The organism is Allobosea sp. OAE752 (assembly GCF_050433265.1).
GTDB lineage: Bacteria > Pseudomonadota > Alphaproteobacteria > Rhizobiales > Beijerinckiaceae > Allobosea > Allobosea spartocytisi.
Genome location: NZ_JBNPXO010000001.1, coordinates 261,458 through 274,730, shown reverse-complemented (window position 1 = coordinate 274,730; position 13,273 = coordinate 261,458). Strand labels below are relative to the sequence as shown.

Sequence of the window (13,273 nt, the reverse complement as noted above, 5' to 3'; positions counted from 1 at the left end):
AGATGAGCTTCCGCTCCTGGCATTCGCGCTCGGTCGGTGCTGCGTCAGAAGCGGATCGCCTCTGGCTGGCGGCCGCGACCGTGGGCCGTCCGGAGCCGACGCTTCTCACGGGCCAGCCGAGCAACGCGCGCTTCTGCGACTTCAGCGATCTTCGCTGGTCTCCAAAAAGGCGGGGCGAACCGCCTTCTTCAGCTCGTCGATGAAGGCTCGGACGAGCCGTTTGGGCGCGCGGGCCTTCTGATAGAGCGCATAGGCCTCGACCGAGACACGCGGTCTGAGGGGCCGCACTTCCAGCCGGTAGCGGCTGCCGCTGATCGCGGTGAAGGAATCGACCAGCGCCACGCCGAGCCCGGCCTCGGCCAGCAGGCAGGCCGTATTGCTGTAGCGCACCTCGATCGGGCAGGGCGGGCGCGCACCGGCGAAGAAATCCCGCTGCAGCAGCAGCCCGAGCCGCGCGCCCGGCTCGAAGCCGATCATCCGGTGGCCGGAGAGCATGGCAGGAGAAATCTCGCTCTTGGCGGTTAGCGGATGGTCGGGCGTCATGGCGCAGACCATCTGGCCGGCACCGATCAGCTCCGCCTCCAAACCCGGCCTCGCATAGGGCTCCAGCGAGACCCCGAGATCGGCTGCGCCGCTCTCCAGCCCTTCGATGACGCCATCGGTACGGCGCACGTCGAAATCGACATGCAGCTCCGGCCGGCGGCTGGCGAAGCGCGCCAAAGCGCGTGGCACCAGCGCATTGGCGATCGGGGGCGTCGCGAGAAGCCGCAGCGAGCCGCTGCGCGTGTCGCGCAGCGCTGCGACCTTGCGCGAGAAGGACTGGACCATCGAGAAGATGGGATCGCTGTCGCGATACATCTCGAGAGCTTCCGGCGTCGGGATCAGCCGGTTGCCCTGCCGCTGGAACAGCTGGAAGCCGAGCTGCCGTTCCATCTGCTTGACCGCGGTGCTCACCGCCGGCTGCGACAAGGCCAGCCCCTGCGCCGCCGCCACTGTCGTTTGGCAGCGAATGACTTCCCGAAAGATCTCGAGTTGCCGCAAATTCAGCATGTCGGCCGGCTCCGCTGGGCAGATCGCAGGCAGTATAAATTGGATTGATAGAGGGCCTAGTGATTTTTCTAGATCTGATATTGTGGCGGCTTTCCGGCGCTGACTATCCTGCGGTTTCCCGTTCCCAGGAGCGCGCCATGTTCGCCAGAATTGCCACCATCGGCCTGACCTTGCTGCTCGCCCCCGCCGCGATGGCGCAGACGACATTGAAGACCGCCGTCGATGGCACGTTCGCGCCCCACGCCATGCCCAAGCTCTCCGGCGGCATCGAGGGCTTCAACGTCGATCTGGCCGAGGCTATCGGCAAGCAGCTCGGCAAGACGGTGACGGTCGATGCCGCCCAGTTTTCCGGGCTGATCCCGGCCCTGCAGGCTGGCACCTACGACTTCATCGTCGCGCCGGTGACGGTCAGCAAGGAGCGCGCCGAAAGCCTGCTTTTCACCGAAGGTTATCTCAATACCGACTTCCAGTTCATCACGAAGAAGGGCGCGCCGCCGATCACCGCGCTCGAAGAGCTGAGGGGCAAGGTGATCTCGGTCAACAAGGGTTCGGCCTATGACAGCTGGGCGCGCGGCCTGGAGGAGAAGATCGGCTGGAAGGTCGAGTCGTTCGGCACGCAGACCGATGCCGTCCAGGCGGTGATTTCGGGCCGTGCCTATGCCAATGTGGCCGGCAACACCGTCATCCAATGGGCCGCCAAGAGCAATCCGCAGATCCAGCTCTCCTACACCTATTCGACCGGGCTGGTCTGGGCCGTCGCGCTGCGCAAGGATTCCGCGCCGCTGCGCAACGAGCTCGATCAGGCGATCGAGTGCCTGAAGGCGAACGGCACCATGGCCGCTCTTCATGAAAAATGGTTCGGCACCAAACCGGCCGCCGGCTCCGCCGCCATCACCCCGTTCCCGGGTTATGGCGTGCCCGACATGCCGGGCTACGATGCCACGGCGCATACCCCCGCCTGCAAGTGAGCGAGGCGAGCGAACTGTCGGCCGGCGGAACCGGCACCATGCGCCCGCCGCATCCGCTGCTCGACATCCGCGGCCTGCACAAGAGCTTCGGCACGATCGAGGTGCTGAAGGGCATCGACCTTGCCGTCTCGCCCGGCGAACTCGTCTTCCTCATCGGCCCTTCCGGCTCCGGCAAGAGCACGCTGTTGCGTTGCTGCAACCGGCTGGAAGAGGCCAGCGGCGGCTCGATCTGGTTCGGCGGGCAGGAGGTGCTGGCAGACAGGATCGACATCAACGCGCTGCGCCGGCGCATGGGCATGGTCTTCCAGTCCTTCAACCTCTACCCGCACATGACCGCGCTGGGGAACGTCACGCTGGCGCTGCGCAAGGTTCTGAAGAAGCCCCGCGCCGAGGCGGAGCGCATCGGCATGGCCGCGCTGGAGGGCGTCGGCCTGGCGCATAAGGCCGCTTCCTACCCCGGCGAACTCTCCGGCGGCCAGCAGCAGCGTGTCGCCATTGCCCGCGCCTCGGCGCTGGAGCCTGGGCTGATGCTGTTCGACGAGCCGACCTCGGCGCTCGACCCCGAACTCGTCGGCTCGGTGCTGCAGGCGATGCGCGATATGCGCGCCGCCGGGATGACGATGCTGGTCGTCAGCCACGAGATGCGTTTCGCTCGCGAGGCGGCCGACCGCGTCGTCTTCATGGATGGTGGCGTCATCGTCGAGCAGGGCCCGCCGGAGCAGATCTTCGGTTCGCCACGGCAGGAGCGCACCCGCGCCTTCGTCTCCGAGGTTGCCCGGTAGCGCCATGGATCGCTTCCTCGACAGCTTCCTCAACGCCAAGCTCATCGCCACCACCTGGCCGGCGATCCTGAGTGGGCTGGTGGTGACGATCGAGATCGCGGCGCTCGTGGTCGTGACCGGCCTGCTGCTCGGCCTGGCGCTCGCGGTGCTGCGCTGGCGGGCCGGCCGCTGGTTCGCCTGGCCGCTGATGCTCTTCGTGGATCTCTTCCGCGCGGTGCCCCCGCTCGTGCTCGTGCTGCTGATCTTCTTCGGCCTGCCCAATATCGGCATCGAATTGCCGAGCTTCGCAGTGCTCTGGCTCGTGCTCTCGCTGGTGCTGGCCGCCTTTGCCGAGGAGATCGTCTGGGCCGGGCTGATCGCAGTGAAACGCGGCCAGCACGAGGCTGCCCGCTCGACCGGGCTGACCGAGACCCAGACACTTCTCTACGTCGTCCTGCCGCAGGCGCTGCGCCTCGCCGTGGCGCCGTTGACCAACCGCACCATCGCCATCACCAAGAACACCGCACTGGGAACGGTGATCGGCGTGCCGGAGATCATCAACCAGGCGACGACGGCGGTCTCCTTCTCGGGCAATGCGACGCCGCTGTTGGTGGGTGCCTTCGCCTATCTCCTGCTCTTCATCCCGATCATCGGCCTCGGTCGGCTGATCGAGAGCCGCTTTGCCTGGAGGCGCCAGTAATGGACGTGCTCCTCCAGCAGTTCTTCAATCTCGAGATCATGGGCAAGGCCCTGCCGCTGGTGGTGCAGGGCTTGAAGACCACGCTGCTCATCTGCCTGATCGTCATCCCGATGGGCCTCATCGGCGGCGTGCTGGTGGCGTTGGCCAGCCGATCCACGGTTCGCGCCCTGCGGGTTTCGGTGACGCTGCTCGTCGACCTGATGCGTGCCTTGCCCCCGCTCGTGGTGCTGATCCTCGTCTATTCGGGGCTGCCTTTTCTCGGCCTGCGCATCTCGCCGCTCACGGCGGTCGTGATTGCCTTCTTCCTCAACAACGCCGCCTATTACGGCGAAATCATCCGCGCGGGCATTGAGAGCGTCCCCGCCGGGCAGTGGGAGGCGGCACGCTCGACCGGCCTGAGGGCGGACCAGGCTTTCACTTGGGTCATCCTGCCGCAGGGCCTGCGCAACGTGCTGCCGGACCTCGTCTCGAACACGGTCGAGGTGGTGAAGCTCACCTCGCTCGCCAGCGTCGTCTCGCTGCAGGAGATGCTCTACTCGGCCGACATGGCCCGTTCTCTCACCTTCAACGCCTCGCCGATCGTGCTGGCCGCGCTGATCTATTTCGCGCTGCTCTGGCCGGCGGTGAGGCTCGTCAGCCGCCTCGAACACGCCGCCGCCCGCTGAGCGGCCATCACTGAAAGGACGCGCCATGCGCATGCTCACCGTCGCCGCCGCCCAGATGGGCCCGATCCAGAAGGCTGACAGCCGCGAGGCGGTCATCGCCCGCATGGTCGCGCTTCTCGACGAAGCCAGGGAGAAGGGTGCCGATCTGGTCGTCTATCCCGAGTTGGCGCTGACGACCTTCTTCCCGCGCTGGTATCATGAGGACCGCGCCGAGGCCGACATCTGGTTCGAGGACGCGATGCCCGGCCCAGCGACGCAAGCCCTGTTCGACCGGGCGCGCGAACACGGCATCGCGATTTCCTTTGGCTATGCCGAGAAGACGCCGGACGGGCATCATTTCAACACCAGCATTCTCACCGACAAGAGCGGCGCCATCGTCGGCAAATACCGCAAGATCCATCTGCCCGGCCACGCCGAATACGACCCTGAGCGCACGCATCAGCATCTCGAGAAGCGCTATTTCGAGCCGGGCGACCTGGGCTTCCCGGTCTGGCGCACGCTCGGCGGCGTGCTCGGCATGGCGATCTGCAACGACCGACGCTGGCCGGAAACCTACCGCGTCATGGGCCTGCAGGGCGTCGAGATGGTGCTGATCGGTTACAATACCCCCTCGGTGAACTCGCAGCGCGGGGCAGAAGGCCCTGAAAAGCGCCTCTTCCACAACCGCCTCAGCGTTCAGGCCGGCGCCTATCAGAACGCCACCTGGGTCGTAGCGGTGGCCAAGGCCGGCGACGAGGACGGACATCACATGATCGGCGGCTCGCTGATCGTCGACCCCAATGGCGAGATCGTCGCCGAGGCCAAGACCGAGGGAGACGAATTGCTGGTGCACGCCTGCGATCTCGATGAGACGGCCTTCGGCAAATCTACCATCTTCGATTTCGCCCGCCATCGCCGCATCGAGCATTACGGCATCATCACCAGCCAGACCGGTGCAGTGCCGCCGCCGGAGGCGTGAGCGCTGCATCGACCGGACGCCCGGCCGCCGAGGGTGCAGCCTTTCGGGGAGAAAGACCATGAGTCGCATCCTCGTCACCAATCCGAACTCGAACGAGGCCGTCACCGAAGGGCTGCGCCAGGCGCTGGCGGCTTTCGCGCGCACGGGCGGTCCCGAAATCGTCTGCGAGACGCTGGCTGAAGGTCCCTTCGGCGTCGAAACGCAGGACCATGTCGAGGCCGTGCCCCTGCCGCTGCGCCGGGACATGGGCGTTCAGACAACGGCCCGAAGTTCGTCGCCCAAGCGTGCGGGACTGGATCGCAGCCGTCGGAGCGAAGACGGCCTTCATCGAGACGGGCTCGCCGTGGGAGAACGGCTATTGCGAGAGCTTCAACGCGAAGCTGCATGACGAGCTTCTGAACGGCGAAATCTTCCACAGCCTCGCCGAAGTGAAGGCTGCCATCGAGAGCTGGCGCCAGTACTACAACACCAGGCGCCCGTACTCCTCGCTCGGCGACAAGCCACCGGCGCCGGCTCCTATCGTGCCGCCGTCAAGCGTGGCCGTGAAGCCGACCATGCATTGGTTGAAGCCGGACCACTCAATCGGGGCAGACCACTTATCCTTCCGGATTCGATCGGAATGCAGACTTCGGACCGGAGGTTGGAGCGTGCGCCTGAACTTCGGCCATCAGGGGCTGCGCGATGCAAGATAGTCATCGATGCTCGCACGTGTTCCCGCCTGCCAGATTCTCTGCAGCGCCCGGCAGAACGCCTTCCGGAAGCGCCGGTCGTCCGGCAGATTTCCATAGATGTCCCGCATCTGCAGCCAGGTTTCCGGTGCGGATCTGGCTTGTTGCGCCTGCCGGTTGAGCCGCGACCACTCCGGGTCATTCGGCCCAATGGCTTGCCCGCTTTCGGTTTCGCCATAGCAGTAGCGGCACCAGAGAGCGCTGACGAGCGCAAGCCCGTCGATGGGTGTGCCCGCGCGCAAGGCATCGCGCAGCGTCGGCAGGATGAATTTCGGCTGGCGGTTGGAGCCGTCCAGGCAGAGCCGGCGGATCGTGTCGCCGATCTTGGGATTGGCGAAGCGCTGCTCGATGGTCCGTTTGTAGTCGGCCAGATCGGTATCAGGGACTGGCGGCACGACCGGAATGACCTCGTCGTCGAGCAAGGCCGAGAGAAAGCGGGCGATCTGGGCGTCCTGCATCGCCTCGTGGACGAAATGGATGTCGAGCAGGCCCGCGGGATAGGCGATCGCCGCGTGGCCGCCATTGAGGATGCGGATCTTAATCAGCTCGAAGGGCGCGACATCGGCGACGAACTGGACACCGACGTCCTCAAGACGCGGGCGTCCGGCCGGGAAGTGATCTTCCAGCACCCATTGCCGGAAACCCTCGCAGAAGACCGGGCGGCTGTCCGCGATGCCGAAATCGTCGCGCAATGACTGGCGTTCGCGCTCCGAGGTGGCGGGCGTGATGCGGTCGACCATGCTGTCGGGAAAGGCGACGTTTTCCCGAATCCAGAGTGTGTCGACGCGATCGATGAGATCGACAAGACCGGTAACGGCGTCGGCCGTTACATGGCCGTTGCCCGGCAGGTTGTCGCAGGACATCACGGTGAAGGGCTGCAAGCCGGCCGCGCGGCGTTTCAGCAGCCCGGCGGCGATCAGGCCGAAAGCGGTCTTCGGAGAAGCGAGGCGATCGGCGGCATCGGCCACGATATCGGGATGGCCGGGATCGAAGGCTTGCGTCGCCGGATCGATGTAATATCCGCCCTCGGTGACGGTCAGCGAGACGATCCGCGTGCGGGGATCGACGAGGCGCTCAATGATCGCGGCGCTGTCGCCGGGCCGCACGAAATCGATCATCGCGCCGGTAACGCGCGCCTGCGAGCGCTCGGCCTCTTGCGTCACCACCGTGGTCAGGAAATCCTGCGCGGCAAGATCGCGGCCCATCGCGGCATCGCTCTCCCGCACGCCGGTGCCCACCACCGCCCAGTCACGGTCGCGCCCACGCTCGAACAATTCGTCGAGATAGGCTGCCTGATGCGCGCGGTGGAAATTGCCGACGCCGATATGGACGATGCCCGGGCTCAGCTCTTCCGGTCGGTAGCCGGGGATACCGACCGCCGGGCGGAGCTGCCCGAGCGTCGCGCGGGACAGGCGCACCGCCATGCTCAACCCTTCCTTGCAGCGCGCAATTGCAGGGCGAGATCGGGGCGGTCGCTGGTGATCTGCGAGATCGGCTGGCCGAGCCAGAAATCGAGCTCGCGCACCGTGTTGGGCACCCAGGCGCCGAGCTTGTCGCGTCCGACGATGCCGACGGCGCGATCGACACAGAGCCGCAGCAGGGATTGTTCGACGGCAATGATGCAGCCGAGGTCGACGAAGCGCTGCAAGGTGCGGTCTACGCCGCCGAAGGCCTCGCAGGAGCGGCGGTCGACCGAGGCGAGCCGGCGCATATGCGGCGCCTTGGTTCGGATCTCCTCGATCACCTCCGGAACGAAGCAGGTCAGCACCACGCGCGATGACATCTTTCGGCTTTCAACCAGCGCGATGACCTTGTCGAGCAGGCCGGGAGAGGGATTGCCATAGGCATCCATCTTCATCTCGATCTCGAGCTCGATCCCGGTCGGGCCGAAGACATCGAGCACCTCCGGCAGGGTCGGGATCGTCTCGCCCAGCGTATCGTCCAGCGTCACCTTGGCGAGCGCGGCGCGCGAGAGATGCGCGACCGGGCCCTTATGGTCGGTGGTGCGGTCGAGCAGCGGATCGTGGATCACCATGATCTCGCCGTCGCCCGAGAGATGCACGTCGAGCTCGACGGCGTCGACGCCGAGAGCGCAGACATTGCGGAAGCCGCTCAGGCTGTTCTCCGCCCAGATGTTGCGCGCGCCGCGATGACCGATGATCCGCATGTCGAAAAGCCTTGCTTGCCCGTGGGCGGTTTATTTGCCGCTATCCACCAGCCCCTTCACGAACCAGCGTTGGAGGATGAGGATGACGAGGGTCGGCGGCAGCATCGTCAGGAAGGCCGCATTCATCAGGAGATGCCAGGTCGGCAGCGAGTCGCCTTGCGGCATCAGCTTCTTCAGGCCGATCACGGCATTGGCCATGGCCGGCTCGGTGGTGAGCAGCAGCGGCCAGAGATACTGGTTCCAGCCCATCAGGAAGAGGATGATCGCCAGCGCCACGATGTTCGAGCGCGACAGTGGCAGCAGGATCAGTCGGAAGAACTGCCAGGGCGTGGCGCCGTCGATGCGGGCGGCTTCGCAGAGCTCGTCGGGGATGGTGAGGAAGAACTGGCGGAACAGGAAGGTCGCGGTCGCAGACGCAATCAGCGGCAGGATCAGGCCGGAATAGGTGTTGACCAGGTTCCAGTCGAGATCGACCAGCGCCTTGATGCCGAGCCAGGAGCCGAGGATATTGAGCGGCAGCGCGACATTCGCCGCGGATTCATAGGTCGGCACGATGCGCACCTCGATCGGCAGCATCAGCGACATGAAGATCAGCCAGAAGGCCGTCATCCGGAAGGGGAAGCGGAAATAGGTGACGGCGAAGGCCGCGATGACCGAGACCGCGAGCTTCCCCACGGTGATACCGATGGCGATGATGAAGGAGTTGAGCAGCAATCGGCCGAAATTGGCATTGCTCAGCACCGTCTGCATGTTCGCCAGAAACTGGCTGCCGGGCAGCCAGGACATCGGCACGCGCATGATCTCCTGCTGCGAGAGCGAGCCGGTGACGAAGACGAAATAGATCGGCAGGCAGACGAGCGCGGCGCCCACCAGCAGGATCAGGTGGCAGAGAGCATCGATGACGGGGGTGCGCTCGTTCATCGCCGGCCTAGACGCTGTAGTTCACGCGGCGCTCCACGAAGCGGAACTGCGCGAAGGTCAGGAACAGCGCGAGCGCCATCAGCACCACGGATTGCGCTGCCGACGAGCCGAGATCGAGCGTGACGAACCCGTCCTGGTAAACCTTGTAGACGAGGATCGAGGTGGCGCCGGCCGGGCCGCCGCGCGTGGTCGCGTCGACGATGGCGAAGGTCTCGAACAGCCCGTAGACGAAGTTGATGACGATCAGGAAGAACAGCGTCGGCGCGATCATCGGCAGCGAGATGCGCAGAAAGCGCTGGATCGGCCCCGCACCATCGAGATAGGCGGATTCGAGGATCGACTGGGGCACCGACATCAGCGCTGCGACGAGGAAGATGTAGTTGTAGCAGATGTGCTTCCACGAAGCCGCCATCACGACCAGCGCCAGCGCATGCCAGGAGTTGCGGTTCGGGTCCCAGTCGAGACCCAGCCCCTGCAGCATATGGGCGACGGGGCCGACACGGGGATTGAACAGGAAGGCGAGCATGATGCCGGCGATCGCCGGCGCGATGGCATAGGGCAGCAGCAGCACGGTGCGGTAGGCGCCGCGCCCGCGCAGGATATGGTTCGAGGCGAAGGCGAGCAGCAGCGCGACCGACAGGGTCAGCACGTTCTGCGCGAGGGTGAAGATCAGCGTCACCTGCGCCGAGGACCAGTAGACGCCGCTGCGGAACAGCCGCTCGAAATTCTGGAAGCCGACCCATTGCGTCGTGGCGCCGAAAGGGTCGGTCAACTGGAAGGCCTGGATCAGCGCCCTGATCGAGGGGATGAAGAAGAACAGCAACAGGATGAAGAGCTGCGGCGCCAGCAGCCAGAAGGGCAGGCGCCATTCGCGGAAATGCGCGCGCTTCAGCCCGCTTTCAGTCTGCCCATCGCTGGCGCCCTTCACGAGAAGGCGCCGCAGCGGCGAGCGGAGGTGCAAACTGCCCCCGCCAGCCGCCACCGGAAGGCCGGCCGCCTTATTTCTTGCCAGCATTGAGCTGCTCGTAGCGGCGCAGCGACTCGTTGCCGCGAGACACCGCATCGTCGAGCGCCTGCTGCACCGGCTTCCGGCCGAGGAAGGCGGCCGAGACCTCTTCCATAATCGCGACGTTGATCTGGTTGCTGTTGCCGATGCGGAAGCCCAAGGAATTGTCGCTCGGCGTGCCACGCATCAACTGGAGCACGGCGATCTCGCGCGTCGGGTTCTTCTGGTAGTAGCCCTCAGCCTTGGCAGCGTCATAGGCGGCGGTCGTGACCGGGACATAGCCCGTCGCCTGATGCCACCAGACCTGCGTGTCGGTCCTGGCGAGGAAATCGTAGAAGGCGGCGATCGCCTTATACTTCTCCGGCGTATGGCCCTTCAGGGTCCAGAGCGCGGCGCCGCCGATGACGCTGTTCTTCGGGGTGACGCCCTGTTCATAAGGCAATTCGGCCGCGCTCCAGTCGAACTTCGCGGCTGCGACGACGGCGGCATGCGAGGCGGTCGAGGCGATGATGGTCGAGCATTCGCCGGAGGTGAAGAGCTGGATCGGGATGATGCCCTGGCCGGCAAGCTGCATCACACCGGACGAGACGAGGCGCTTCATCCGCTCGACCTGGCCGACGAGCTTGCCCTTGTTGAAGACGAAGCTGGTGTCGAGGCCGTCCATGCCGTTGCGCTTGGTCGCATAAGGGATGTCGTTCACGGCGCTGTAGTTCTCGAGGAAGCTCCACTCATAGTCGCCGGGAAGCACCATCGCGCATTTCGAGACACCCTTGGCCTTGATCGCGTCGAGCTGCGGCTCCAGCTCCTGCCAGGTCGCGCCGGGCTTGTCGAAGCCGGCGGCTTTGAAGTGGTCACGGTTGTAGAACAGGATCGGCGTCGAGGAGTTGAACGGCATCGCCTGCAGCTTGCCGTCGATCGCGTAGTAGCTGACCACCGGCGCGATGAATTTCGCGGTATCGATGGGATGGCCCTGCTGCGCCATCAATTCGCTGGTCGGGAGGATGGCGCCGGAATTGACCATCGTCAGGAAGGAACGCTCGTTCGACTGCACGATCTCGGGCTGGCGCTTGGCACGATAGGCCGCGATCGTGCCGTTCAGGACCTCGTCATAGGTGCCCTTGCCGATCGCCTTGACGACGTAGTCCTTCTGCGAGTCGTTGAACTTCTTGACCAGCTCGTCGACGCGCTCGCCGAGCGCGCCGCTCATTGCGTGCCAGAACTCGATTTCCGTTGCTGCCTGCGCGGAGCCGAGCCCAGCCAACAGCAGGGCGCCTGCACCCGCCAACGCACCATAGAAAGATCGCATCTAAAGCCTCCCTCGTCGTTTTTGTGAGCATATGCTCTTTATTGAAGCATATGCTCGCACACTGGCTCGTTATGTCAACCGTTGGTGACGGGCGGATGACAGCCGTGCGCGAGGCCTTGCCCGCGAGCGGGCAAGGGGCCGTCCGATGAGGGGGAGTCAGTCTGCGAGAAGGGCGCGGGCGGTGTCTTCGTCGGTGACGAGGCCGTTGACGATTGTCCCGCTCAGCGCCGCGCGCAGCGGCGCGACCTTGGCCGGGCCCTGGCCGATGCAGATGCGCAGGCGGGCGCTGCCCGGCTCCGGCGGCACGCTGGTCACGCGCAGATTGGTGCCGCGATCGAGAAAGCGGCCTTCGGCGTCGAAGACCCAGCCGGTCACCTCGCCGACGGCGCCGTGGCGGACCATCTCGAGCAATTCGCCGCGGGTCATGAATCCGTCGCGGTAGAGCACGGCGTCCTCGCCGATCTGGCTGATGCCCATGACCCAGAGATCGGCCTCGCCGGCGATGGCGCGGATGCGCCGGATCGACTCGATTTCGATGAGCTGGGCGCGCTCCTCGGGACTCGAGACATAAAGTGGCAGCGGCATCGGGAAATGCTGCGCCTTGGTGATTTCCGCGAGCTTGACCAGCGTGTCGAAGGGGCTTGCCGACCCGTCCGGCGAGATGGTGCCGACCAGCGAAACCAGCCGGTGCAAGGGGCAGGACATCGAGGGAACGCGCTCGATGCTGGCTCGCATCGAGCGGCCGGTGCCGAGTGCCATGACCAGCGATTTGCGCGAGCGCAGCCAGCGCTCGATGAGGACGCCGCCGAGCGCGGCGACGCCGGCCGCGCCCGTTTCCGGCGAGCCATCGGAAGGGGCGACGTCGCAATGCAAGAGCTCGAAGCGGTCGCGCAGCCTTGCGGCGAGGTCCATGCAGGCGCTGATCGGATGGTTCATCCGGAAGCTGATCAGCCCCTCGCTGCGGCACAGCGAGACGAGGCGTTGCGCCGCCGGGCGCGAGATGTTCAGGATCTGCGCGATGTCGTCCTGCGTGCGGCCGGCGATGTAGTAGAGCCAACCGGCGCGGGCGGCGTCCTCGAGGCGGTTGCTGTCGTTGTCGGCCATCGAATCCTCAGTGTGCCACCGGCGCAAGTGCGAGCTCTTGCCAGGATTCGAAGAGGCGGTCGGCTCCCGCCGCCAGAAGCGCCTGTCGCTGGTCCAGTATCGCGAAATGGCTGCCGGCGGCGAGGCCATACGCCGTCATCCCCGCGGCTTTCGCGGCCATCACGCCGCTGACGCTGTCCTCGATCACCAGGCAGCGCTCGGGCGCCACGCCGCGCTCGCTGGCCGCCAGCAGAAACAGATCAGGGGCCGGCTTGCCGTGCCGCACGCGCGTCGTGCTGAAGATCCGCCCCTCGAAGAGATCCCAGATATCCGTTTTTCGAAGGCAGATCTCGATACGCTCCGCGTCGCTGGACGAGGCGACACAGTAATCGCTACCGAAGGCTTCGACGGCGCTGCGGACGCCCTCGACAGGCTGGAGTTCGCTGCTGAAGGCGGCGAAGAGCTGCGCCCGCCAGTTCCGCATGAAGTCGGCCGAGGCCGGGCGGCTGGTCATTCTCTCGTAATCCTGGATGACTGCGTAAGACGGCCGTCCGAGATAGCGGCGCATGACCGTCTCCAGATCATAGCTCGGATCGAACGGCGAGAGAATATCGACCAGGGTCCGGCAACTGATGACCTCGCTATCGACGAGCACGCCGTCGCAATCGAGGATGACGAGGTCGAAAGGCGAGATTGTCTGGGGCATCGGGCAACAGTCAATTTGAACGAATGCTCACATGAAGAGCATTCGCCCGATCTCCTGTCAAACCCGGCCCCGATCAGTTCAACGTGCGGCCGACCTCAGCGGCGTGCCGTTGCGAGGCCTGCTCGCCCGACAGATGGGGCGGGGAAGGGCAGCGGCGACGGGCGCTCCACCTGCGGGCCGAGCTCATTGAGCAATGCCGCCTCGGATCGTCCCGAGATCGATGCTAGTGAAGTGCACATCACGGCCTGTGGCGC

At 65.5% G+C, this 13,273-nt stretch carries 13 protein-coding genes and 1 pseudogene; 6 read left to right on the top strand and 8 right to left on the bottom strand.

Features of this window, described 5'->3' with window-relative positions; genetic code table 11:
- Positions 1 to 141: 141 nt before the first annotated feature.
- Positions 142 to 1,050 carry a LysR family transcriptional regulator gene (locus GGC47_RS01320; protein WP_248312404.1) on the bottom strand — a complete coding sequence of 303 codons (909 nt, stop codon included), beginning with the start codon at positions 1,048 to 1,050 and terminating at the stop codon, positions 142 to 144.
- 137 nt (positions 1,051 to 1,187) lie between these two features.
- Between GGC47_RS01320 and GGC47_RS01315 the strand changes: the two genes are divergently transcribed.
- The 6 genes and pseudogenes from GGC47_RS01315 to GGC47_RS01290 form a co-directional block, all read left to right on the top strand.
- Positions 1,188 to 2,018 carry a transporter substrate-binding domain-containing protein gene (locus GGC47_RS01315; RefSeq protein ID WP_133561820.1) on the top strand — a complete coding sequence of 277 codons (831 nt, stop codon included), beginning with the start codon at positions 1,188 to 1,190 and terminating at the stop codon, positions 2,016 to 2,018.
- Between the two features lie 38 nt (positions 2,019 to 2,056).
- A complete protein-coding gene (locus tag GGC47_RS01310) occupies positions 2,057 to 2,800 on the top strand; it encodes an amino acid ABC transporter ATP-binding protein (protein ID WP_142020362.1) in 744 nt (247 codons plus the stop codon).
- Between the two features lie 4 nt (positions 2,801 to 2,804).
- Positions 2,805 to 3,479 (top strand): amino acid ABC transporter permease, encoded by a 675-nt coding sequence (locus GGC47_RS01305; RefSeq protein WP_142020363.1) that lies wholly within the window; start codon positions 2,805 to 2,807, stop codon positions 3,477 to 3,479.
- Positions 3,479 to 4,144, top strand: a complete 666-nt coding sequence (locus GGC47_RS01300) for an amino acid ABC transporter permease (protein ID WP_113253162.1) — start codon at positions 3,479 to 3,481, stop codon at positions 4,142 to 4,144. Before GGC47_RS01305 ends, GGC47_RS01300 begins: the two co-directional genes overlap by 1 nt.
- Positions 4,145 to 4,169: 25 nt before the next feature.
- Positions 4,170 to 5,102: an N-carbamoyl-D-amino-acid hydrolase gene (locus GGC47_RS01295; protein ID WP_142020364.1), complete on the top strand. Its 933-nt coding sequence runs from the start codon at positions 4,170 to 4,172 to the stop codon at positions 5,100 to 5,102.
- Between the two features lie 237 nt (positions 5,103 to 5,339).
- Positions 5,340 to 5,662 (top strand): annotated as a pseudogene (locus GGC47_RS01290) (integrase core domain-containing protein); the annotation flags it as partial.
- 107 nt (positions 5,663 to 5,769) lie between these two features.
- On the opposite strand, the gene GGC47_RS01285 reads toward GGC47_RS01290, so the two are convergent.
- The 7 genes from GGC47_RS01285 to GGC47_RS01255 all read right to left on the bottom strand — a co-directional run bounded on the left by GGC47_RS01285 (position 5,770) and on the right by GGC47_RS01255 (position 13,019).
- Entirely contained in the window at positions 5,770 to 7,254 is a 1,485-nt protein-coding gene (locus GGC47_RS01285) for a mannitol dehydrogenase family protein (protein WP_142020365.1), read from the bottom strand.
- Between the two features lie 2 nt (positions 7,255 to 7,256).
- The gene (locus GGC47_RS01280; RefSeq protein ID WP_142020366.1) at positions 7,257 to 7,997 is read right to left on the bottom strand and encodes a glycerophosphodiester phosphodiesterase family protein; all 741 of its coding nucleotides are present in this window, start codon (positions 7,995 to 7,997) and stop codon (positions 7,257 to 7,259) included.
- 30 nt (positions 7,998 to 8,027) lie between these two features.
- A complete protein-coding gene (locus GGC47_RS01275; RefSeq protein WP_113253165.1) occupies positions 8,028 to 8,918 on the bottom strand; it encodes an ABC transporter permease subunit in 891 nt (296 codons plus the stop codon).
- Between the two features lie 7 nt (positions 8,919 to 8,925).
- Positions 8,926 to 9,933 carry an ABC transporter permease subunit gene (locus tag GGC47_RS01270; RefSeq protein WP_142020367.1) on the bottom strand — a complete coding sequence of 336 codons (1,008 nt, stop codon included), beginning with the start codon at positions 9,931 to 9,933 and terminating at the stop codon, positions 8,926 to 8,928.
- Positions 9,917 to 11,230: an extracellular solute-binding protein gene (locus tag GGC47_RS01265; protein ID WP_113253167.1), complete on the bottom strand. Its 1,314-nt coding sequence runs from the start codon at positions 11,228 to 11,230 to the stop codon at positions 9,917 to 9,919. The genes GGC47_RS01270 and GGC47_RS01265 overlap by 17 nt, the downstream gene beginning before the upstream one ends.
- Before the next feature lie 156 nt (positions 11,231 to 11,386).
- Positions 11,387 to 12,334, bottom strand: a complete 948-nt coding sequence (locus GGC47_RS01260; RefSeq protein ID WP_133561802.1) for a sugar-binding transcriptional regulator — start codon at positions 12,332 to 12,334, stop codon at positions 11,387 to 11,389.
- Positions 12,335 to 12,341: 7 nt separating this feature from the next.
- Entirely contained in the window at positions 12,342 to 13,019 is a 678-nt protein-coding gene (locus GGC47_RS01255; RefSeq protein ID WP_142020368.1) for an HAD family hydrolase, read from the bottom strand.
- Between the last annotated feature and the right edge of the window lie 254 nt (positions 13,020 to 13,273).

Bases quoted from the DNA above. Each gene is read 5' to 3' on its own strand.
- GGC47_RS01320 (WP_248312404.1), bottom strand. From the start codon at position 1,050: ATGCTGAATTTGCGGCAACTCGAGATCTTTCGGGAAGTCATTCGCTGC.
- GGC47_RS01315 (WP_133561820.1), top strand. From the start codon at position 1,188: ATGTTCGCCAGAATTGCCACCATCGGCCTGACCTTGCTGCTCGCCCCC.
- GGC47_RS01310 (WP_142020362.1), top strand. From the start codon at position 2,057: ATGCGCCCGCCGCATCCGCTGCTCGACATCCGCGGCCTGCACAAGAGC.
- GGC47_RS01305 (WP_142020363.1), top strand. From the start codon at position 2,805: ATGGATCGCTTCCTCGACAGCTTCCTCAACGCCAAGCTCATCGCCACC.
- GGC47_RS01300 (WP_113253162.1), top strand. From the start codon at position 3,479: ATGGACGTGCTCCTCCAGCAGTTCTTCAATCTCGAGATCATGGGCAAG.
- GGC47_RS01295 (WP_142020364.1), top strand. From the start codon at position 4,170: ATGCGCATGCTCACCGTCGCCGCCGCCCAGATGGGCCCGATCCAGAAG.
- GGC47_RS01285 (WP_142020365.1), bottom strand. From the start codon at position 7,254: ATGGCGGTGCGCCTGTCCCGCGCGACGCTCGGGCAGCTCCGCCCGGCG.
- GGC47_RS01280 (WP_142020366.1), bottom strand. From the start codon at position 7,997: ATGCGGATCATCGGTCATCGCGGCGCGCGCAACATCTGGGCGGAGAAC.
- GGC47_RS01275 (WP_113253165.1), bottom strand. From the start codon at position 8,918: ATGAACGAGCGCACCCCCGTCATCGATGCTCTCTGCCACCTGATCCTG.
- GGC47_RS01270 (WP_142020367.1), bottom strand. From the start codon at position 9,933: ATGCTGGCAAGAAATAAGGCGGCCGGCCTTCCGGTGGCGGCTGGCGGG.
- GGC47_RS01265 (WP_113253167.1), bottom strand. From the start codon at position 11,230: ATGCGATCTTTCTATGGTGCGTTGGCGGGTGCAGGCGCCCTGCTGTTG.
- GGC47_RS01260 (WP_133561802.1), bottom strand. From the start codon at position 12,334: ATGGCCGACAACGACAGCAACCGCCTCGAGGACGCCGCCCGCGCCGGT.
- GGC47_RS01255 (WP_142020368.1), bottom strand. From the start codon at position 13,019: ATGCCCCAGACAATCTCGCCTTTCGACCTCGTCATCCTCGATTGCGAC.